The organism is Rossellomorea vietnamensis (assembly GCF_025398035.1).
GTDB lineage: Bacteria > Bacillota > Bacilli > Bacillales > Bacillaceae_B > Rossellomorea > Rossellomorea vietnamensis_B.
Genome location: NZ_CP104558.1, coordinates 1,150,825 through 1,172,836, shown reverse-complemented (window position 1 = coordinate 1,172,836; position 22,012 = coordinate 1,150,825). Strand labels below are relative to the sequence as shown.

Here is a 22,012-nt window from a genome sequence, read left to right as displayed (position 1 = left end):
TATAAACAGTATATGAACGGGTTTCTTCATTTAGTATTGAAGCATGAACCATTGGTGGTAACCATTACCTGCTGAAATTCTCCCCATTCATTGTTATCTTATGAGGGAACGCTATTTGGGAGGTAGAAATATGATTAAGAAGAGCTTTATTTTAGGAATTGCAGCACTTTCTTTTGTTACGTTCTCTACTCAAACATTTGCTGCAGGGGGAGAACACACTGTAGAAAAAGGTGAGTCCCTTTGGGATATCGGTAAAGAGAAATCTGTATCCGTCATTCAATTAAAGGAAGCAAATAATCTGAAATCCAATGAAATCCAACCGGGTCAAACCATCAAGATCCCTGAGAATAACGTGACAACCGAAGATCGGGAGCTGCTTGCACAGCTTGTACATGCAGAAGCAAAAGGTGAGCCATATGCAGGTAAAGTCGCAGTTGCAACCGTCGTATTGAACAGAGTGGACTCTACTGAGTTCCCTGACACTATCAAAAGTGTAATCTATCAAGTTTCAAATGGACATTATGCCTTTTCGCCTGTACAAAATGGACAAATCAACCAGGCGCCTTCACAGGAAGCAAGGGACGCGGTCCAGGAAGCCCTGGCATTCAGAGGCCAAGGAAAGGGATCACTCTTTTTCTATAATCCAGTGACATCTACAAGTGACTGGATCACAAGCAGGGACACCTTGCTGACAATTGGGAAACACCGTTTCGCAAAATAAGAAGAGTCGTAAATAATAAATGAGCGTTCGGATATCTTTTTTCTTTCCTCTATGTGGGATTAATAGTAAAATAGAGAAAAGAAAAAGAGGTGATGTTGATGAATGGGACAATTGTTGCTCGAATTGAGTTGGTAAGGTGGAAAATGATAGAGTCAGGCCTTCGTCTAGGGCTGGACAGTCCCACTACCATTCAACTGAGTAAAGAGCTGGATGCCTTGATCAATATTCATCAGCGAAATGATACTGAAAAAACAACTCATAATAAAATGATTCAATAATTTAGTAAAGGGTTAACCCTAGGAAATCTCTCTTATTTTAAAAGGAGAATTCCAATCGGGTTAACCCTTTTCTATTAAAAGAGATTGAACTTTCAGGGCGAAGGGTATCCTTCTGTATAAACATTTAATGGGAGATGAAGAGAATGAAGAGCAAAATTGTATGTATTACAGGGGGAGCAAGCGGTATAGGGAAAACCCTGGTTGAAGAATTTGCCAGAGAGGGCGCCATGGTTGAATTCATGGATAAGGACCTGGAAAAGGGGAGAGAACATTCCTATAGGCTTAATGCAGAGGGGTATAACACACGATTCCATCAAGCAGATGTCGGTGTCCCCGATGAGGTGAAAGGCGTCTTCAATAAAATAAAAGAAGATCATGGGGTGCTGGACGTTCTGATAAATAATGCAGGTGTCTCCAGATTCATGTCCTTCTGGGAGATGGAACCTGACGACTGGAACAGCATTCTATCATCAAACTTAAGCAGCGTATTTTACTGCAGCAGGGAAGCGGCTTCATTAATGAAGGAGAAGGGAGGATGCATCATAAATATGGCCTCAACAAGAGCTTCTATGTCTGAACCGGATACTGAAGCCTATTCAGCGACAAAAGGAGGCATTGTGAGCCTCACTCATTCCCTGGCCATTACTTTGAGCGAAGTGGGGATCCGTGTCAATTCCATCAGTCCCGGATGGATTCAAACGGAAGATTATGACACCTTGAGAGACATCGACCACAGTCAGCACCCTTCCGGCAGGGTGGGGAAACCTGGAGATATTGCTAGGGCATGCTTATTCCTTGCCCACCCCGATAATGATTTCATCACAGGTGAAAACATCGTGATTGATGGGGGAATGACAAGGAAGATGATTTATGAACATTAACGGTAAAAAAACGAACCACTTCACCTATCCTGGTGAAGTGGTTCGTTTTTTTTTAGGAAAAGGGATAATTTAACAACAAGTTATGATAGAATAAAAAAATAATATATTTAGAAAATTTAATTAATACAGTCAATGAGGGGGAAAAAGAATGAATCGATTGGATTCAATCAAGAGAGAGATGAATAAAGTGCTAGTGGGGAAGGACAAGGAAATCGACCTGTTGTTAATTGCATTACTTCAAGAAGGACATGTTCTATTGGAAAGTGTCCCGGGTACAGGAAAGACTTTGCTCGCCAAAACTTTCAGTCACTGTATCGATGGAGCATTTAAAAGGATCCAATTCACACCGGATGTATTACCGAGTGATGTGACAGGTATACAGTTTTTCAATCCGAAAACACAGGAATTCGAATTAAGGACAGGACCCGTGGTCACGAATGTCCTCTTGGCAGATGAGATTAACAGGGCCACTCCTAGAACACAGGCGAGTTTACTCGAAGTAATGGAAGAAAAACAAATCACCATAGACGGGGAAACCGTCCCATTAGAGCCCCCGTTTATCGTGGTCGCCACTCAGAACCCGATTGAATCCCAGCAGGGAACATTTCCACTGCCAGCTGCACAGCTGGACCGATTTTTGTTGAAGATTCCGTTTACGTATCCTGATTTTGAAGAGGAGAGAGGAATATTAAATCGCTTTAAATCATCTGAACCATTAAATACAGTCAACAAAGTGTTAAGTCTTGATGAGTTACAATCATTGACCCGCCAAGTTAAAGAAGTACATATATCTGAGGATATCGAAACATATATCCTTCAAATTACAAGGGGAACAAGGGAACATGAATGGGTGGAGGTAGGTGCAAGCCCACGAGCGAGCCTCGCACTCCTCAAGGCCTCTCAGGCTCAAGCATTCCTCGAAGGCAGGGATTTTGTGAGACCGCAGGATATTGTAGCCGTTGCCTCATATGTTCTCCAACACCGGATCCAATTAACGATCGAGTCATCCTTAACGAGAACGGCTGAAGAAGTGATCGAGCAAATTGTAGAAATGTCGGTTACTCCTGTAGAAGCGAGGCAAGCTTAGTGAATTGGAAACGTGACATTGTCGAAGATCCCTATATATCCTTGACTCTGGTCCTGCTTGTCATCGTTGGGGCAGCAAGCTTTTATGTACATTCCTATGTAGGGTTGGGTATTTTTTTGTTGATGATCCTCTATTTCAGGGTCCATCAATGGTATCTAATGAAAATTGGTGAAGGCATCAGCATTGGAAGGACCACGAAGAGGATTAGGCTCCATTGCGATGAGGAGCAAAAGTGGGAATTTCAACTTCAAAATAAAGGCATGTCCATTTGGGGTGCGACGTTGAAAATCACATTTAAAGATATCGTCATCCCCACTATGCACCCCTACTCGTCAGGGGTGGAGGACAAAATTGAAGTGTCCATCCCATTCTCCATCCGTAAAAATGAGGAAGGGAGCATCTCCATACCTGTTATGGGAAAAAGAAGGGGATTATGCAAGATTACCAATATGCAGCTGGAAATCCCCCACTTATTCGGAAGTGGTAAAGTACTTTTGGATTTACTTGATAATGTCCCGTCCACCATTATCGTATTTCCTTCAGATTCTCCAGTGAAAATGGCCGAACAAAAGCTTACATGGAAACAGGGGGACGTCCCCATCCAACATTCATTATTTCATGATGTCTTTCATCAGATAGGGACAAGGGATTACATCCAAGGAGACCGCTTTCAGGATGTTCACTGGAAGGCAACTGCCAGAACCGGCAGCCTTCAAACGAAGATCTATGCACCAGCTACCCAAAAAGAGTGGATGATCGCCATCAATCTATCTGATCGCTATGCCATCACAAACCAGCTCGAAGAAATCATTCAATATGCCTCCTATATGATGAGGCTTGCGGTAGAACAAAATATCACTTTCTCCCTTGTCTTAAACGTGAGATCCCAGGGAGGGACCCCTTACTATTATCTTCCGCCCGGAATAGGAAGGGTTCACAGGCAGAGAGGGATGGAAATGCTTTCTACTCTATCGACAGATGAGTTTACAATCCCATTCCATATTGTTCTGAAGCATTTATACCTTAGACAATTGGTTCCTTCTGTATTTATTACTGCAGGGGCACTGGGGGCACGTGAAGAAGTTTTATTGACAAAGATTGAAAAACAGAAAATCCAAGTTTACAAGTTGAATTCAGAACAAAAACAAGGAGTCGTCACATTATGGAATCGTTCGCTGAAAGTTCCTTCTTGATCAAACATAAACAAATGCTCATGGTGAAAATGGGGCTGCATGTCGGAATCGATATTTTATTCGCCCTATTAATGACCACATTCCTTTTTTCCAAAGAAGCACTATTAAGCAGCTACGTACCGGCACTTTGTATGGTGTTTATCATAATAATGACATTTCTTATAGTAAGCACATTGAAACCTTGGATCTTTAAACTATTGTTAGGGGCACTCGCTATTTCTCTTGTATTAAGTATCTATTTCTTCTCTGCTGCATGGTGGGTGATGCTGGCTATACTCGTTTTTTTGCATTGGAGAATCACGTCTTATACCAAAAGTAACGATGCATCCATCGAAGTGAGCAGCGGGTCTGTCCTGATCTTTTTATTTATCGCTTCGTTTTCATTATTGACAGGTTCCATAAGAGACTTGGGAAATACGAATATCATCTACAGTCTGTTATTCATCTTACTTTCAATCATCATCACGCTCACGCCGATTCAAAGAATGCTCAGTGATGTGAAAAACGACCATAAAAAAGTGCTGTTGAAACCAATGGGATTTTGGTTATTAGTAACATTGGCAGGCGGTATACTGGCTATATTCAGCTCGCTCGCCAGTAAAGGGATCTATTGGGGAGCTGAGAAGGTGTTTTGGGTATTTTCTTTCTTGGTGGATCCAATTTATGATCAGTTGATAAAATTAAGAGACATGTTCTTGAGTACGAGGGATGCTCAGGAGGGAGAGGGAAGTGAAGTTCAAAAACAGGATTTAGGAGAAACTCCCGATTATGAACTTACCCAGGGATTATCATTTTCCTGGGTGAATGAGGTCCTACTCGGGTTATTGGTTATAGCAGTCATCATTTATTTAGTGAAGAAACGGAAATCCTCCCTTGACATGGCAAGAGAGGCAGAAAATTCTCCAACGATGATGACTCAAAAGATCGTACCCCATGTCGAGGAGGATGATAGGGATCGAATTTCGTATTCAAAAGCAAGGGACGTAATCCGGCTATCCATGGAGAAGCTCGAAGGGGAAGCTCACAGGTGGGGAGCGGGAAGACAACAGAATGAGAACGTTCAATTATGGTTCAATCGGATCGGGCTCAGTGAATCTGAACGTTTTTTCTCTCTATATGAACGCATCAGATACGGTCAATCCGTTCCAAGTCAGCAAGAAGTCGATTACTTCACAAATCAGATTGAACATCATATTGGTGAATTGAAAGAACGGGAAGATCAATAGAAGAAGCTAATGCTTACATGAGTCATTAATGTAAGCATTAGCTTCTTTATATTTTTCTTGGTGGGGTATGATAAAGATGAGGAGGGCGTTATATGTTGTATGAATTAAGAGATGTGCATTATAAAGATATTTTACATATTAAGGAGATGGACATTTCCGAACACAGGACGACCTGCCTTGTTGGGGAAAGCGGTGCCGGGAAATCTACTCTATTGAAATTGTTGAATAAAATGAACATACCAGATAGGGGCGAAATCCGTTATAAAGGGAATTCCCTGGAAAGTGTGGAGCCTGTGAAGCATAGGAGGGAAGCTGTCATGATTTCTCAAACCCCTCTTCTGTTTGGAGACACAGTGGAAGAAAATCTTCAGAAGGGACTTGTCTTTTCAGAAAAGCCCCTGGCTAGCCGGGAGGAACTATTGAAGATTTTGACCATTGTCAAGCTGGATAAACCACTGGATGCTCGTGCAGAACAGTTGTCTGGCGGTGAGCGCCAGCGATTATCCCTCGGCAGGGTGTTAGTAATGAAGCCTGCTGTTTATTTATTGGATGAACCTACGTCGGCTCTTGACGAAGAAACAGAGATTGAAGTGATGAAAAGTTTTATTACGTGTGCAAATGGGCATGGAGGGACCATCATCATGGTGACCCATTCGACAAATGTGGCCGAAGAGTACGGCGAAGAAATCATTACGATCAGAAAATAGCAGATGGAGGTGTAAAGATTGGAAAAAGGAATTATCGACATAGAATTATGGAGATTCATTGCGGCGTATGCCTTTGTCCTTCTCTTGTTATTTATCGTGAAATGGAGGGGGATATCGAGGGAAAAACAGATCATACTCGCTTCTCTCCGGATGACCATTCAATTGATTATCGCTGGCTACATCCTTACATATATTTTTGATCATCCGAGCCCTTGGCTAACCTTGAGTATCATAGTCGTAATGGAAGTATTTGCGGTCAGGAATATATTCAAGCAGGTTAAATATGAAATGGATCGAAAGTTGAAAGGCATCGCAGCGATCTCATTATGCGCAGGTACGCTGATCAGCTTGTTTTATTTCAATATGGTCGTCATCCATTTCTCCCCATGGTATGAACCAAGATATTTCATTCCGATTGCAGGGATGATTGTGGGGAACGCGATGACGGGCATAACGCTTGGAATCAACACCCTCCTCGGGGGATTGATAGAACAGAGGGAAAAAGTAGAAGGAGCTTTGATGCTGGGGGCAACCCCTAAAGCAGCCTCTAAGACGTATTTGGATAATGCATTTGATTCTGCCATCCTTCCCACTCTGAATAATATGCTTGGGATGGGTATCATTTTTCTTCCTGGGATGATGACTGGGCAAATTCTTTCAGGAGTAAGCCCCCTGGTGGCCATTGAATATCAGATTGCCATTCTGTTAGGTATTGTCGGAAGCGTTGCATTGACTGTCGTCATGTTTATTTTACTGGCATATAAGCGACTATTTACAAAGGATGCCCAATTGAACATTTGACGGCTTCCCCGTTCTAATCTAGTTTCCACGGCATATGCTAGAGAAAGAATGATAGAAAGGGGAGGGTCCCATTTGAAATACGAAATCGAGCAGGCACTGAGGGTGAAAAGTCTTGCCATCGATGTGATGGAGGAATTGATGAAAGAAGACAGGAAGTATGAGGTCCAGGAATTAAAGCAGCTGTCAGAGTTATTCTCCCGATGTATTTGTGACTTGGTCAATGTATACTCAAATATCTCAGAAGATCATGAAATGACATTGAAAGGAACGGTTATCAAAGCAAAGATCGGCTATAACCTCATGAAGGCAGAAACAGTAGAAAAAGAATAGTATGACAACCCTAAGAATGACTCATACTAAAGACTCCATATCACATGGATATGGGGTCTTCACTGCGTTTTCTTCTTTAGGGTTTACAATAAATCATCAAATTTTACATAATTAGGTTCATAACAGTGGCAAATTTATGAAATACTAAAAAAATCAAGCTTTACAATTGTGTATATCCTCATTGCATGCTATTCTTTTTTATTGAACAGCTTTATAGGAATATTGGATTAATCACTAGAAATAGTTGACGTTTTCTTTATAATCCATTACTTTTATGAAGCAACTAAAAACAAGATAATTGAAGGAGTCGATTCACATGGCACAAAAAACATTTACAGTTACAGCTGAAACAGGAATTCATGCTCGTCCGGCAACTCTATTGGTTCAAACGGCAAGCAAATTCGACAGCGATGTACATCTAGAATACAAAGAAAAGAAAGTAAACTTAAAATCAATCATGGGTGTTATGTCTTTAGGTGTTGGTAAAGGTGCAGAAATCACAATCATTACTGAAGGTAGTGACGAAGAAGAAGCGTTAAACAGCTTACAGGAAACATTGAACAAAGAAGGTTTAGCTGAGTAATGTCCAGTCTCTTAAAAGGAATAGCGGCATCAAATGGTATCGCCATAGCGAAAGCGTATCGCCTGGTCGAACCTGACCTGAGCTTTGAAAAGAAAAGCGTAGACAATGCTGAACAGGAAGTTTCACGCTTCCAGGATGCCATTGCGACATCTAAATCAGAGCTTGAAGCGATCCGTGATAAAGCGAGAGTTGATTTAGGGGAAGACAAAGCTCAAATCTTTGAAGCACATCTTCTTGTCTTAAGCGATCCAGAACTACTGACACCTATCGAAGACAAAGTAAAATCAGAAAATGTAAACGCTGAATCCGCCCTTAAAGAAACCGCGGATATGTTCGTATCCATGTTTGAATCCATGGATAACGAGTATATGAAGGAACGTGCGGCGGATATCCGTGACGTGACGAAACGTGTCCTTTCACACCTATTGGGCGTGCAGATTGCAAACCCAAGCATGGTAACAGAAGAAGTAATCGTGATTGCAGAGGATTTAACTCCTTCTGACACGGCACAATTAAACCGTGAATTCGTTAAAGGATTCACAACGGACATCGGTGGAAGAACATCACATTCGGCCATTATGGCCCGTTCAATGGAGATCCCGGCTGTAGTGGGGACGAAATCCATTACTTCCTCTGTTGAAAATGGTGATATGATCATCGTTGACGGATTAAATGGAGAAGTACATATTAATCCGACTCCGGAAGTCATCGAAGAGTACAAGAAAGAACATGCCCGTTATGAAGAACAAAAGGCTGAATGGGCGAAGCTCGTGAACGAACCGACGGTATCCAAAGATGGCGAACATGTTGAACTTGCTGCCAATATCGGGACACCAAAGGATCTTGAAGGGGTAAAGAATCACGGTGGAGAAGGTGTAGGACTTTATCGTACAGAATTCCTATACATGGGTCGTGACGAATTACCGTCAGAAGATGAGCAATACGAAGCATATAAGGCTGTATTAGAAGGAATGGAAGGGAAACCAGTTGTGGTTCGTACCCTTGACATCGGTGGGGATAAAGAGCTTCCTTACTTAAATCTGCCGAAAGAAATGAACCCTTTCCTTGGGTATCGTGCGATCCGTCTATGTTTAGATGAGCAGGATATCTTCCGTACGCAGCTTAGAGCTTTATTGAAGGCAAGTCCATTTGGAAACTTGAAAATCATGTTCCCGATGATTTCAAATCTTCAAGAGTTCAGAGAAGCGAAAGCAATCCTGGAAGAAGAGAAGAAAGCCCTTCTTGAAAATGGGACAACGGTAGCTGATCACATTGAAGTGGGAATCATGGTGGAAATTCCTTCAACTGCCGTCATGGCGGATGTATTTGCCAAGGAAGTTGATTTCTTCTCGATCGGGACAAACGACCTGATTCAGTACACAATGGCTGCCGACCGCATGAACGAGCGCGTTTCCTATTTATATCAACCGTATAACCCTGCCATTTTACGTCTTGTGAAAATGGTCATCGATGCGGCTCATAAGGAAGGAAAATGGGCAGGTATGTGTGGAGAAATGGCTGGAGATGAGATTGCCGTACCAATCTTACTTGGATTAGGTTTGGATGAGTTCTCAATGAGTGCAACATCCATTTTGAAGGCACGTTCTCAAATCCGTCAGTTGAACCGTGCTGAAATGAAAGAACTGGCTGAACAGGCACTACAACTTGACACCAATGATGCGGTCATTTCTGCAGTGAAAAAAGCCACATCAATGGAATAAATGTAGGTTTAAATAGTGAAAATGAGGGTAATATATCTGAGAAGAATAAGGCACACACCCTTTGGGCCTTTTTATTCTCATTTCCCCCTTTCTAGTGGATTGAAGGAACGCTTGGTTCTTTCAATCCCTTTTTTCTTTTTCAAAAGGGGCTTACACATATGATTACCATTTTGAATGTCATGTTCAAACTTCATGATCAGAATTCCCTTGTTTATTATACTGTATGAAAGCGCTTTTTTAAAGTGTTTTACTAAAATAACTTTTTTGGGTGCCTGGGGGGTTTGAAGGCCAATTATTGGACGTTTTTTGTTCAGTGGAGCGGCGTATCGGTGAACGAAAAATTTTTTATAAAAAAAGTAGAAAGATGGTTTATCATCTTTAAAAGCGGGTATTCTATTACTAAGCATGAAATTGGAGATTAATTTCTCACTAACACCCCCTTTTCCTTTTTTTATTGAACTAACTCAGTTAACTGCGTTAGTTCTTTTTTTTTGGATATTTGTCCATTGAATAGGACTTCAGATGAAGATGAATAATAAACATATGCTGATCGATTAAGCGGTTCAGCAATATAATAAAGGGGGAAATAAACGATGGCTAAAAGGACAAAGAAAAATGATCCGCAGCAGAAAAATAAAAAAGGCTTTGATTCTTCAAAGATCAATGCTGAATTTGCCCATGAAATAGGGAGTGCAGCGACAAATAAAATCCACAACGACAAAGCGAAAAAAGAAAAAGCATCTAATAACAATGGTGAATATAGAGGATAATCATAAAGAGGGACGGACCTTGCATCAAGGTCCGTCCCTCTCATTAGGATTGGATGAAAGATTGAAGCCGGTCGAGTCCTTCTGTCAGTTGATCCATGGAACAGGCGTAAGATAGTCGGAAATATCCTTCTCCAAGTGGTGAAAAGGCATCACCGGGGACGACAGCCACCTTTTTCTCCTGAGCCAGGGCCAAGGAGAAATCAAATGAACTTAACAGGATGTGATCGGGAATTTTCACGAAAAAGTAAAAGGCACCGTGGGGTTTGACGATTCCCTTGAATCCCATATCAACAAGTCTGTCGTATACATAGTCCCTTCGTTTCTTATACTCTATCTTCATATCCAGGGCATCGTCTTTCCCGGCTGTCAAAGCTTCATAAGCCGCTTTCTGGGAGATGGACGAAGCGCAGGACACATTATATTGGTGCACCTTCAAAAGGTGCCTCGAAATGGCTTCAGGAGCGAAGATCAGGCCGATCCTCCAACCTGTCATGCTATGTGATTTTGATAATCCATTCACGATGATCGTTTGCTCTCTTAAATACTCTGCAATGGAATGGTGGGAATCATCAAAGGTAAGTTCGCTATATATTTCATCAGCCAATACAAAAATGTTCCGGCTCTTGAGTAATTCGGCAATTTCTTTCAGTTCTTCCTTTGATAAGCTGACCCCTGTTGGATTTGAGGGGTATGGGAGGATGATGCATTTGGTTGAAGGGGTCAGGCTGCCTTCGATCAATGCTGCATCTAATTTAAACTCATTTTGGGTAATGTCGATATGGACCGGATAGGCACCACATAGTTTGATGATGGGTTCATACCCTGGATATACGGGCCCTGGAAGAAGGCAGTCGTCCCCCTGGCAAAGGATCGTTCGCAGAATCACATCGATTCCCTGGGACGCACCATTTGTGACGATGACTTCTGTTGCAGGGTCATATTCTACATGATATTTTTCTTTGACGAATGAAGCAGCCGCTTCACGTAATTCGATAAATCCTGCATTGTGGGTATATGACGTGAAATCTCCATCAATGGCCGCTTTTCCTGCATCTTTAATATGTTGAGGGGTTGGGAAGTCAGGCTGACCGATTGTAAGGGAAATCATATCGTCGATGTCTGACACCATGTTGAAAAATCGTCGTATACCCGAAATTTGTATGTCCCTTACCCTGGGGTTAATATGCTGTTCCAATATGTACACCTACTTTGATCGTTTGATTCATATTTTACCATTAAATTGAATGTTAACGCAGTGGTTTTGTTTGAATGGAGGAGAAATAGGGAAAGGATAAAAAATGAAAAAAGACAGTTAGGGAGAGCCATATGATCCGAACAAGTATAATCATGGAAAACGGGGAGATCCAAAGTGATGTTCCCTTATCAAGAATAAAGGAAAAAGATGTAAAATGGTACTGGGTCGATTTCTCAGAGCCTTCAAGCAAGGACATCAGATTGCTGAAGCTGTATTTTCGATTTCATCCCCTTGCGATTGAGGATTGTCTGGATGATTTCAGTCAACGTCCCAAGCTTGATTTTTATGATCAATACATTTTTGTGCTCATGCACGGAATCAATACACAAACCCTTGATTCCCATGAGGTAAATATGTTTGTAAATTCAAGGTTTATCGTTACGTTCCATAAAGAACCTGTCAGTCAGTTAAATCAAATATGGGGAGAGATGGAAGAAGAAGGGGGCCAGCTCAGTCCCTTTAAGATCATGCATAGAATCGTTGACCGCCTCGTGGATGATTATTTCCCCCTTGTGTATAAGATAGAAGATCGCCTTAATACGATTGAAGACAACACGAATGAAGAAGCCGACAGTGATCTGATGGATGAATTATTTGATATTCGACACGATATGTCAAAGCTGCGTCGCATCCTCGTGCCGATGAGGGATCTATTGTATCGCATCAGTAATTCGGGCAGATTGAATGCACTGAAGGAAGAGCAGCTATACTTCAATGACGTCTATGATCATTTAATTAAGCTTGTTGAAATGCTTGAATCTTATCGGGAGTTCTCGTCGGATATACGTGATAATTATTTATCGATCAATTCCGATAAAATGAACAACATCATGATGACATTGACTGTCATCACGACGATTTTTATGCCCCTTACCTTTATTGCAGGTTTATATGGTATGAACTTTGTCAACATGCCTGAACTCGATGAGCCCAATGGGTATTTCATCGTCCTGGGAATCATGGGACTCGTAGCACTGATCATGTTTGGGTTCTTTTTGAAAATAGGCTGGCTGCGTTTCGGCTCGAAAAAAAGAAGGAAAAGGAGAAGGCTCCTCCGGTTAAAATAGTCTTGCCCCTATAGCTTCGTGATATTTTCGGATAAATTGTACGTGAAATGTAGATTTTTTTGTGAAAAAACGTTATATTGGTTGAGGACAATAGAAGAAGAATTGGGTGTCTGTATGAAACCCGAGAGGTTCTAGCACAACCCTCTATAAAAAACTAAGGAAAACGGCATCCTTAGGTGTCGTTATTTTTTTGTTAGTGGCAAACGTAAGCCTATATTATAGAGTCTGACAGAATCTCTTTCTTCTTTTCGTGGCAGAAGCCTGTAGAAGAGAAAGGAGAACCTTTTATGAACACAGAGAAAGCGTTAGTCGTATTCAGCGGAGGTCAAGATAGTACAACGTGTTTATTTTGGGCAAAGAAAGCATTTAATGAAGTAGAAGCAGTAACGTTCAACTATGGTCAGAGACATGTGGCAGAGCTTGACTGTGCGAAAGAGATTGCTGAAGATCTGAATGTACCACACCATATTTTAGATATGAGTTTGCTAAATCAACTGGCCCCAAGTGCCCTTACAAGAACGGATGAAGAAATTACACATCTCGAGGGGGAATTGCCTTCCACATTTGTTCCTGGGCGAAATTTATTATTCCTATCATTTGCGGGCATTTTAGCCAAGCAAATCGGTGCGAAACATATTGTAACGGGTGTATGCGAAACGGATTTCAGCGGGTATCCGGACTGCAGGGATATTTTTGTGAAATCTTTGAATGTATCCCTCAATCTTTCTATGAATGAGCAGTTTGTCATTCATACCCCCCTTATGTGGATCAATAAATCCCAAACGTGGGAAATGGCCGACGACTTGGGAGCATTCCGATATATTCAGGAACATACCCTTACTTGTTACAACGGTTTGAAAGGGAGCGGGTGCGGGGAATGTCCTGCTTGTGAACTGAGACAAAGGGGATTGGATGAATATTTGAGTAGCAAAAAAGGAGGAAAGGGATCATGATTCAACAGATATACCCTGTTCCCGATCATCCCTATGAATATGAATTAAATAAAGATATGCATTTTGCTGCTGCACATTATATTCCTCATGTGGAAGCAGGAAGCTGCCAGGAGGTTCATGGTCATACGTACTTTGCCAACATCACGATTGGTGGAGATCGACTCGATGATTCAGGATTCCTCATTAATTTCCAACATATCAAAAAACTGATCCATAAACGATTTGATCATACGATGATCAATGAGGATGAACGGTTTTCTTCAGAAAGAGGGACGGAATTCCCAACGACGGAAGTAGTGGCGAAAGTCATGTGGGAAATCATCCAGGATCATTTAGACACGCTTCCCCACCGACCACAGTGTCTTCAAGTGTTCTTAAGGGAAACCCCTACCAGCTATTGTATATACAGACCAAAGAGGAAACGCTCATGAAGAAAATTCCCGTACTGGAAGTATTCGGGCCAACCATTCAAGGGGAAGGGATGGTCATCGGCCAAAAAACGATGTTCGTCAGGACGGCAGGATGTGATTACAGCTGTGCCTGGTGTGACTCAGCCTTTACATGGGATGGATCCGCCAAAGAGGATATCATGCTCATGACGGCAGAAGATATTTGGAATCGATTGCTTGAAGCAGGTGGGGACAGATTTTCCCATGTAACGATTTCAGGTGGGAATCCTGCCCTGTTGGCAAGTTTAAAGGAGCTTATTGATATCTTAAAGGAAAATGGTATTGAATCTGCCCTTGAAACACAGGGAAGCCGTTGGCAGGATTGGTTTTATGATATAAGTGATCTGACCATATCCCCGAAGCCGCCAAGTTCCGGCATGGAGACGGACTTTGAGAAACTTGATGAAATCGTTCATCGATTAAGTGAGAATTCTTCACAGTTCAGTTTGAAAGTGGTGGTCTTTGATGATCTCGATTTAGGATATGCCACACGCATCCATCACCGTTATCCCGGTGTACCATTTTATATCCAAACGGGCAATCCTGCCGTTGGAGAAGGTGACACAGCCAAGCTGGTGTCGGATTTACTGTTGGATTATGAAACACTCATAGATAAAGTGTGTGAAAGAAAAGATTTAAATCATGTTCGTGTGCTCCCCCAGCTCCATACATTGGTATGGGGGAACAAGCGAGGGGTGTAGGAAGAAAAGCGATTGATGGATTCCCATTCAATCGCTTTTTCTATTGGGTTGATCCACTTAAGCACGGGGGTCTTCATCTGCCTGATTCCGGCGCTTTTGCCCTTCAATATACGAAAGTTCATAGGGTTCATCCTTGCCTTCTGCATTCTTCCCGAGAGCAATCAAAGGAAAATTATTCTGTGCAGGCAGAATATGATCCGTAATATCATCAAAATCAGGCAGGCCCCTGCCTTCATAACCTCTACGGTCCGTCATAACAACACCTCCTGTCCTTAGTATGGATTAGGAATCCATTACTAATCAGTTATTTTTCGTGCTCGCATGTAAAGAAGTTCCTGGATTGTTCGATATAAGTAGGGAAGGCAATTATGTATGGAAGGACGAAAACCATTGAATCAATCAAACGGAATACTTCTCGAAAGCGGTACAAATGAACTTGAAATCGTGGAATTCGAGGTTCAAAACAATAAATTTGGGATTAATGTCATTAAAGTGAAGGAAATCATCCAGCCGACTGCCGTGACACCGATTCCCCACGCACACCCGCATGTAAAGGGACTTGTTCAATTAAGAGGGGAAGTACTGCCGGTCGTAGACATGGCGAGGGTACTTGGGGCGGAAAAAGAGGAAACAATGAAATCAAAATACATTGTAGCTGAATTCAATCAGCAGAAGGTCATCTTTCATGTCCATAACGTTACTCAAATCCATCGCATTTCCTGGAATCAAATCGAGAAACCTTCAGAAATGTATTCTGGAGTCCATTCGGGGATCATCGGGGTGATCAAGAGGGAAGAAAGCATGATTCTTCTTTTGGATTTTGAGAGCATCATGCTCGAGATTAATCCTGAAACAGGAATCCGCGTTGATCAAGTGAAAAAATTAGGTCCAAGAGAGAGAAGGAACAAGAGAATCATTGCAGCTGAGGATTCCCCATTACTTAGGAAGCTGTTGAACGACACACTGAGAGAAGCAGGATATGAGGATGTAGAGTTCTTTGAAAATGGAGCCGATGCCTTTCAGTACTTAGAATCCATTGTGGATGGAAGTCAGGATGTGAAAGAAAGCGTACATCTTGTACTGACGGATATTGAAATGCCACAGATGGATGGGCATCATTTAACAAAAAGAATCAAAAATCATCCAAAGCTCAATACCCTCCCGGTCATCATATTTTCATCTCTTATTACAAATGATTTAAAGCATAAAGGCGAGATGGTAGGGGCGGAAGACCAGGTCAGCAAACCGGAAATCGCTGAGCTTATTTTAAAGATCGATCAGTACATTCTGTAATCCAACTAAAAAAAGGGTTCTGACAATGGTCAAAACCCTTTAGAGGATATATGCGTTACCGCACTAAAATCAGTGGGTATTAAAAGAAGCTATCGCCCAACTTTTTAAATACAGGCTTTTGATATTGATTTTTTCCCGGTTTCCGTATCTGATCGGTATGATCTGACATTCCGGTATACTGTTCCAAAATCCCTTTCGCCTGTTGTAATCCCATTTTACATTTCGGGTTTCGCAGGCTCTGGTCAAGTGATCCCAAATGTGGAAGCTCTTTGAAATCTTCCTTTGCAGGAGGGAGATGAAACGTATATTCTCCGCAATCAATCAGGACATCAGATTGTTGCTGACTGTTCTTTGGGTTTTTAGAGAAGTGAAGTCCCACTTTTTTGGCCTTACCTTCCCTGATCATTTTCATTAACGCTCGTTTTTTTAATGAATATAAGTATTTTGGGTTACCTGCTGTTTTCGCATGGCGATTCACAGTGAAAATAGCTTGAGAGAGGGTAATGACAGATGTGGAAGAAGGGGTGGATTTACTAGTGTTTCTCAAGTTATTGGCTCCTTTCTAGTGTATTCTTCTCTATTATACCCCCTTTCCCTATGATTGGAAAGGGTAGGAAGGGGAGTTTATTGGTAAAGATCCCAGGAGGTGCGATGGGGAGAAGGGAGAGGCAGTACAATAAAGGCTCTACCTAAACAATGTAAGGTTAGGCGAGCCTTATGATTATCGTCCGGGATATATATTAATATTCTCAGTAAAGTTATTCGGTGAAGCTTGAAAACTATTGACTCCATATGGTTGTGGATAGCCGCCGGGATAAGGATACCCTCCGTAAGGTGGATAAGGCGGATAGCAACCATAGCATGGTCTGTTGAATAGCAGAGGACTGATGGCCAATCCTGCTAAACCTCCTGCTAAGAATGGTAATCCAAAGAATGGGAAGAAACGCTGATCGCCCCCTCTGTAAGGCGGATAGCTTCGATGTGGGTAATATGCATATGGGTACATAATTAAAGAAAACCTCCTCTCTCTAATTATTCTATGGTTCATGATCAACCTGCGCGCCTGTCCCGGATATAATGGGCTTATGAGGGGGATACAACGACCATTTTCTCAACTATTGGGAATATTCCTACAAGAATGTAGGAAAACCACGGCTGAACTAGTAAAATGGAATCAGGATATATGATACAGATAAAAACATCAGCATAAAAGGATGACGAATCCATGAAATGGACAGACGATACCATCATCAGTCAAGATAAGAAGAACCTCGATACGGTCTTGAAGGAGTTCATTTTAGACCATATCCACGATATGATCTTCATTATGAAGGTAGAAAAAGGAAACATTTTCAGGTACTCCTATGTCAATGAGTCTGCTAAAAGGTACACATCCATCCAACAGGAGGATATGGGGCGCTTACTGGAGGATGTGATGCCTTTGGAAATGGCACTCGACTTACAGAAGAGATATACGGAATTAGTGGAGACAGGTGAGAGCATGACCTATCAGGACACATTTCAAGCCATGAATGGAAATCAGGTAGTGAATGAGTCCATTCTGACACCAATCATGAATGAATGTGGTCAAGCAGAGTATGTCGTGTCCATTACACGGGATATTACTTCTTCAATTGAAGAAAAGATGAAATTGAAGAAAGCCAAGCAACGATACAAATCCATCATAGAACATAATCTGGATGCGATTTTTATTTTGGACTCACAAGGAGTCATTAAGGATTCGAATAGAGCAGGGTGTTTGCTTTCAGGGTTTTCAAAAGAGGCACTCGTCAACATGGATATCTTCCAATTAATGAAGGCTCAGAATCGTATGGAATTGCGTGAGGCTCTTTTCCAAACGTTATCGGGGGTTCCGTCTTCCATTGATTATTGTCTTCTTGGGAATGAAAAAGGCGAAGAAAGAATCACTCAATTGAAAATGGTCCCCATCGTGGTAGATCAAAAGTGTGACGGATGTTATATCATCATAAAAGATATCACGAAGCATCATGAACAAAGTGAAATGATTCATTATATGGCCCTTCATGATCAACTGACAGGAATATGGAACAGGAAGGCCCTGGATGATCATATCCCTATGATCATTCACAATATGGAGGAAAGAGGAGTGGAACTTTCCCTTCTATACCTTGATTTGGACCGGTTCAAATTTGTGAATGACACATTGGGTTTAAAGGGTGGCGACCGTTTTCTGAAAAGGATCACAGAGCGCCTGATCACTCTCACCAATGAGGAGTGCTTACTGTACAGGCAAGGTGGAGATGAATTTATCTTCCTCTTGAAAAACAGCAGCTTTGAAATGACAAAGACTAAAGCAGAAGAGATCCTGGCGTTATTTATCGACCCTTTTACAATCGACAATCAGGAATTTTATATATCCCCTTCCATTGGTATCAGTTGTTATCCTGCAGACGGCTATGATTCCAATTCCCTCATTCAAAAAGCCGCCCAGGCTCTCTTTGAGGTGAAAGAAAAAGGGAGGGCACATTATCGGTTTTACCATACCCATATGAAATCGAGTTTTCCAAATTATATCATTATGGAATCCCATTTGAGAAAAGCGATAGAAAAAGGCGAGTTGTATGTCCATTATCAGCCACAAGTCAATTTATCGACTGGAGCCATCGACAGCTTCGAAGCTTTGATCCGCTGGAATAATCGTAAATTTGGCTTCGTGTCACCTGCCCAATTCATTCCGCTTGCAGAAGAAACAGGACTGATTCATCAAATCGGTGAATGGGTGTTGGAGCAGGTTTGTATCCAGTTGCAAAAATGGAGGGGCAAGGGGTACAGGTCGGTGCGGATGGCCATCAACATTTCCCCGAAGCAATTTCTGCAAGAGCAATTGGTGGAAACAATCAATTTCTACTTATCAACGTATATGATTCCCCCTAGCTGCATAGAAATTGAAATTACGGAGGGAGCCATGCAAGATACTCAGCAAACCTTGAAAATGCTGAAGAAACTGAAAGATCTTGGAGTGTTTATATCTGTGGACGACTTTGGTACGGGTTACTCTTCCCTGCATTATTTAAAACGATTTCCCATCGACGTATTAAAAATCGACCAATCGTTTGTCAAGGAGATAGGGATGAACCATAAGGACTCTGCCATTACGACTACGATCATCCATCTTGCCCACAGTCTGGGTCTGGAAGTCATCGCAGAGGGAGTGGAGCGCGAGGGCCAAGTCGACTTTTTGAAGAAGGCAAATTGTCAGAAGGCTCAGGGTTACTTTTTTAGTAAGCCGATAGGACCAAAAGAGATTGAGCAGCAGCAATTCGTCCTCATGTAAAAGCAGCGTTCGGTTGTGCATGTGACACAGAGTATCACCTCAAATGTTTGACAGAGTAATTCCTATGACTTATTTTAAAGTGAGGAGAGTAATAGGTTCATAGAAGGACAAGGGAAGGATACCTTTCCAAATGAATCACGGTTCCTAATGCTTTATGAAGGAGAGGGATTATGAAAAAGACAAAACGTATGGAAGTCCTCTTTCTCCCAACCGAAAGAGGAACGGTCAGAGTGTATGTATACGGCTTTAAATCTCCTCGATCTTTAGGTCAGGTAGTTGTTTCATATAATGATGTTTCAGTTGAAGCAAAAGGATATAAGCGAAATAAAACAATTATTAAGGCGCTTGCCCAGTTACACGAGCTCATCGTGAATAATCCGGATGGTTAACACAGCAGACTGATTTTTAAGAAAACGATATTTTCTTAAAAATCAGTCTTTTTTTACTCTAAACATAGTTGTAGAGTGAGGTTGTATGGTAAAATATGAGTGAGTATTCATTCATTACTAGGGGGAGTTACATATGGGAGAAGAACAAGTTGTCATCGTAACAGGCGGTTCGAATGGTATGGGGAAGTATATGGCAAAGCACTTCGTCGAAACAGGGGCAAGTGTCGTTGTCACGGGGAGAAATGAGGAGAGGCTTCAATCGGTGAAGGAGGAGTTCTCTTCTCTCAAAGGGAAAATCGAAGTATTTCAAATGGACGTTAGGGAGCAGGAACATGTGAAGGCCATGGTCGAGTTTACGGCAGAAAAATTCGGCAAAATCGATGTTCTGATCAATAATGCAGCCGGAAACTTCATATGCCCTGTAGAGAAGCTCACTCCAAATGGGTGGAAGTCCGTCATTGACATCGTCTTGAATGGAACATTCTTATGTTCACATGCGGTTGGGAACTATTGGATCGAACATGATCAAAAGGGATCCATCATCAATATGGTGGCAACATATGCTTGGAATGCCGGAGCGGGTGTCGCTCATTCGGCAGCGGCAAAAGCCGGGGTCTTATCATTGACAAGAACCCTGGCCGTCGAGTGGGGTCATAAGTATGGGATTCGCACGAATGCGATTGCCCCGGGACCGATCGAACGTACCGGAGGAGCTGAGAAGCTGTGGATCTCGGAGGAAGCTGCCAAAAGGACCATCGACAGTGTACCATTAAAACGCTTGGGTACACCGGAAGAAATTGCAGGACTTGCCTTTTTCCTCGCCTCTGAAAAGGCTGCCTATATTAATGGAGAATGCATCACGATGGATGGAGGTCAATGGCTGAACCCGTTTCCATTTTGATCTAACACAATCATGAAGAGAGCTCATCCTAAAGAAGCTTTCCCCATTCCTGTTCAAGTGACAGGAAAGGGAAAGCTTTTTGGGTTATTCTTTTTTAATACATCAGAATAGTTGTGTTATAATTATGCAAAAAAACATGAGCGATGGCGGGGGAGTGCGAATGGACGCATTAGAGATATTATCCAATATAGAAAAAGTGATTCCGTACTTTCAACCGATCTTCAGTGCAGATGAACATAAAATCATCGGGTACGAGGTATTTGGAAGAATGAATATGGGGAATGATGGGGTCGAAAGTCTTGGGCCATTCTTTGGTGACGATGAGATACCTGATGAATATAAAATGGAAGTGGATGAACGTGTCACACGTCTTGCGCTGGAAAAATTTTTAGCAGAGAAACAAGAGGGTTACATATTTTTGAACCGGAATGCCGGGTTACTTATGCTGGATCATGGTGAGTCCTTCCTTGAGCTACTCCTGGAATATGAAAAGAAGGGTTTGGACTTAAGCAGGACAGTAATCGAATTGTCAGAAAAAACGTTTGTAGGGGACTTTGATCAATTGGTCCATCTTCTCCTCTATTACAAAACATATGGAATAAAGATTGCCATCGATAATATCGGTGGTAACAGCGGTCAATTGGACCGGCTGTCACAGTATTCGCCGGATATACTGAAAGTGGATTTATATCAACTTCGTAATGATGCCGGGAATAAAGTGTATAAAGATATTCTATATAGCTTATCGATGCTTGCCAGAAAAATCGGGGCATCCCTGTTGTTCGAAAATATCGAAATCAACTACCAGCTCCAATTTGCCTGGCTGAATGGGGGCAGGTATTACCAGGGCTTTTATCTGAAGCATCCTTCCGACACCTTTCTCGAACCGGATCTGTTAAAAGAAAAGCTGAAAGAAAAGTGCCAGGACTATATCCGATATGAAAAGAAACATTTGGAAGCAGGCTATGAGTTCGCGGACGTTCTTCATAAAGAGATCAGTCAAAAACTGATGACTTTAAAGAAACAAACGGTGGAATTTGATGATTTGCTTTTTGAGGTGGCGAGGCATTTTACGGATAAATGTTTTCGGGTTTACATTTGCGATGAAAATGGGTTTCAAGTTACGAGTAACGTCGTGAAATCCGATCAGGTTTGGACGATTGAACCAAGGTACAAAGGGAAAAATTGGAGCTGGCGCCCGTACTTCCTGGAAAATATCATCCGGATGAGAATCGATAAAAAAGGTTTGCTATCTGATATTTACAGTGACATAGATTCTGGAGAATCCATCCGTACGTATTCCTACCCGTTCGGAAATGGTCTGTATCTCTTCATGGATCTCTCGTATGAATTTTTATTTGAAGAAGACGGTTTGCTTTTTTAGCATGCA

General features: G+C 41.9%; 24 protein-coding genes, 1 pseudogene and 1 riboswitch. Of the genes and pseudogenes, 21 read left to right on the top strand and 4 right to left on the bottom strand.

Annotation, left to right across the window (positions count from 1 at the left end):
* The first annotated feature begins 130 nt into the window (after window positions 1-130).
* From N5C46_RS06040 to N5C46_RS05985, 12 genes are all read left to right on the top strand, one after another.
* On the top strand, window positions 131-721 hold the full coding sequence (locus N5C46_RS06040; protein ID WP_261751305.1) for a cell wall hydrolase: 591 nt from the start codon (window positions 131-133) through the stop codon (window positions 719-721).
* 98 nt (window positions 722-819) lie between these two features.
* Complete coding sequence (locus N5C46_RS06035) at window positions 820-999, top strand: aspartyl-phosphate phosphatase Spo0E family protein (protein ID WP_261751304.1); 180 nt, start codon at window positions 820-822, stop codon at window positions 997-999.
* A gap of 134 nt (window positions 1,000-1,133) precedes the next feature.
* Entirely contained in the window at window positions 1,134-1,880 is a 747-nt protein-coding gene (locus N5C46_RS06030; RefSeq protein WP_420720438.1) for an SDR family NAD(P)-dependent oxidoreductase, read from the top strand.
* Window positions 1,881-2,028: 148 nt separating this feature from the next.
* A complete protein-coding gene (locus N5C46_RS06025) occupies window positions 2,029-2,967 on the top strand; it encodes an AAA family ATPase (protein ID WP_261751302.1) in 939 nt (312 codons plus the stop codon).
* Entirely contained in the window at window positions 2,967-4,160 is a 1,194-nt protein-coding gene (locus N5C46_RS06020) for a DUF58 domain-containing protein (RefSeq protein ID WP_261751301.1), read from the top strand. The genes N5C46_RS06025 and N5C46_RS06020 overlap by 1 nt, the downstream gene beginning before the upstream one ends.
* The gene (locus tag N5C46_RS06015; RefSeq protein WP_261751300.1) at window positions 4,130-5,386 is read left to right on the top strand and encodes a hypothetical protein; all 1,257 of its coding nucleotides are present in this window, start codon (window positions 4,130-4,132) and stop codon (window positions 5,384-5,386) included. Before N5C46_RS06020 ends, N5C46_RS06015 begins: the two co-directional genes overlap by 31 nt.
* 92 nt (window positions 5,387-5,478) lie before the next feature.
* The gene (locus N5C46_RS06010) at window positions 5,479-6,093 is read left to right on the top strand and encodes an ABC transporter ATP-binding protein (protein WP_261751299.1); all 615 of its coding nucleotides are present in this window, start codon (window positions 5,479-5,481) and stop codon (window positions 6,091-6,093) included.
* A gap of 18 nt (window positions 6,094-6,111) precedes the next feature.
* Window positions 6,112-6,894: an ABC transporter permease gene (locus N5C46_RS06005; RefSeq protein ID WP_261751298.1), complete on the top strand. Its 783-nt coding sequence runs from the start codon at window positions 6,112-6,114 to the stop codon at window positions 6,892-6,894.
* Between the two features lie 72 nt (window positions 6,895-6,966).
* The gene (locus N5C46_RS06000; protein ID WP_061810120.1) at window positions 6,967-7,224 is read left to right on the top strand and encodes a hypothetical protein; all 258 of its coding nucleotides are present in this window, start codon (window positions 6,967-6,969) and stop codon (window positions 7,222-7,224) included.
* Window positions 7,225-7,540: 316 nt separating this feature from the next.
* A complete protein-coding gene (locus tag N5C46_RS05995; RefSeq protein WP_034756145.1) occupies window positions 7,541-7,807 on the top strand; it encodes a phosphocarrier protein HPr in 267 nt (88 codons plus the stop codon).
* Entirely contained in the window at window positions 7,807-9,528 is a 1,722-nt protein-coding gene (ptsP, locus tag N5C46_RS05990) for a phosphoenolpyruvate--protein phosphotransferase (RefSeq protein WP_261751297.1), read from the top strand. Before N5C46_RS05995 ends, ptsP begins: the two co-directional genes overlap by 1 nt.
* Window positions 9,529-10,121: 593 nt before the next feature.
* On the top strand, window positions 10,122-10,298 hold the full coding sequence (locus N5C46_RS05985) for a hypothetical protein (RefSeq protein ID WP_261751296.1): 177 nt from the start codon (window positions 10,122-10,124) through the stop codon (window positions 10,296-10,298).
* A gap of 43 nt (window positions 10,299-10,341) precedes the next feature.
* On the opposite strand, the gene N5C46_RS05980 is transcribed toward N5C46_RS05985, so the two are convergent.
* Window positions 10,342-11,493, bottom strand: a complete 1,152-nt coding sequence (locus N5C46_RS05980) for an aminotransferase A (RefSeq protein ID WP_261751295.1) — start codon at window positions 11,491-11,493, stop codon at window positions 10,342-10,344.
* 131 nt (window positions 11,494-11,624) lie between these two features.
* Between N5C46_RS05980 and corA the strand changes: the two genes are divergently transcribed.
* From corA to queE, 4 genes are all read left to right on the top strand, one after another.
* The gene (corA, locus tag N5C46_RS05975) at window positions 11,625-12,620 is read left to right on the top strand and encodes a magnesium/cobalt transporter CorA (RefSeq protein WP_261751294.1); all 996 of its coding nucleotides are present in this window, start codon (window positions 11,625-11,627) and stop codon (window positions 12,618-12,620) included.
* 119 nt (window positions 12,621-12,739) lie between these two features.
* Window positions 12,740-12,784: riboswitch (PreQ1 riboswitch) on the top strand.
* Between the two features lie 123 nt (window positions 12,785-12,907).
* Window positions 12,908-13,573: a 7-cyano-7-deazaguanine synthase QueC gene (gene queC / locus N5C46_RS05970; protein ID WP_261751293.1), complete on the top strand. Its 666-nt coding sequence runs from the start codon at window positions 12,908-12,910 to the stop codon at window positions 13,571-13,573.
* Window positions 13,570-14,004 (top strand): 6-carboxytetrahydropterin synthase QueD, encoded by a 435-nt coding sequence (gene queD / locus N5C46_RS05965; protein WP_261751292.1) that lies wholly within the window; start codon window positions 13,570-13,572, stop codon window positions 14,002-14,004. Before queC ends, queD begins: the two co-directional genes overlap by 4 nt.
* A complete protein-coding gene (queE, locus tag N5C46_RS05960; protein ID WP_261751291.1) occupies window positions 14,001-14,723 on the top strand; it encodes a 7-carboxy-7-deazaguanine synthase QueE in 723 nt (240 codons plus the stop codon). The genes queD and queE overlap by 4 nt, the downstream gene beginning before the upstream one ends.
* Window positions 14,724-14,780: 57 nt before the next feature.
* Here queE and N5C46_RS05955 read toward each other — a convergent pair whose 3' ends face one another.
* Window positions 14,781-14,978, bottom strand: coding sequence for a hypothetical protein (locus N5C46_RS05955; RefSeq protein ID WP_261751290.1), 198 nt, complete (start codon window positions 14,976-14,978; stop codon window positions 14,781-14,783).
* 117 nt (window positions 14,979-15,095) lie between these two features.
* Here N5C46_RS05955 and N5C46_RS05950 point away from each other — a divergent pair, with 117 nt between their 5' ends.
* Window positions 15,096-16,016, top strand: a complete 921-nt coding sequence (locus N5C46_RS05950) for a chemotaxis protein (protein ID WP_261751289.1) — start codon at window positions 15,096-15,098, stop codon at window positions 16,014-16,016.
* Window positions 16,017-16,095: 79 nt separating this feature from the next.
* On the opposite strand, the gene N5C46_RS05945 is transcribed toward N5C46_RS05950, so the two are convergent.
* On the bottom strand, window positions 16,096-16,563 hold the full coding sequence (locus N5C46_RS05945) for a YkyB family protein (protein ID WP_098440926.1): 468 nt from the start codon (window positions 16,561-16,563) through the stop codon (window positions 16,096-16,098).
* Window positions 16,564-16,806: 243 nt separating this feature from the next.
* Window positions 16,807-17,022: pseudogene (locus N5C46_RS23300) on the bottom strand (hypothetical protein); the annotation flags it as partial.
* Window positions 17,023-17,241: 219 nt separating this feature from the next.
* Between N5C46_RS23300 and N5C46_RS05940 the strand changes: the two are divergent.
* The 4 genes from N5C46_RS05940 to N5C46_RS05925 all read left to right on the top strand — a co-directional run bounded on the left by N5C46_RS05940 (window position 17,242) and on the right by N5C46_RS05925 (window position 22,006).
* Complete coding sequence (locus tag N5C46_RS05940; protein WP_261751288.1) at window positions 17,242-19,332, top strand: sensor domain-containing protein; 2,091 nt, start codon at window positions 17,242-17,244, stop codon at window positions 19,330-19,332.
* Window positions 19,333-19,502: 170 nt separating this feature from the next.
* Complete coding sequence (locus N5C46_RS05935; protein WP_261751287.1) at window positions 19,503-19,721, top strand: hypothetical protein; 219 nt, start codon at window positions 19,503-19,505, stop codon at window positions 19,719-19,721.
* Window positions 19,722-19,854: 133 nt separating this feature from the next.
* On the top strand, window positions 19,855-20,622 hold the full coding sequence (gene fadH, locus N5C46_RS05930) for a 2,4-dienoyl-CoA reductase (protein ID WP_224520368.1): 768 nt from the start codon (window positions 19,855-19,857) through the stop codon (window positions 20,620-20,622).
* A gap of 160 nt (window positions 20,623-20,782) precedes the next feature.
* On the top strand, window positions 20,783-22,006 hold the full coding sequence (locus N5C46_RS05925) for an EAL domain-containing protein (protein WP_261751285.1): 1,224 nt from the start codon (window positions 20,783-20,785) through the stop codon (window positions 22,004-22,006).
* Window positions 22,007-22,012 lie beyond the last annotated feature (6 nt).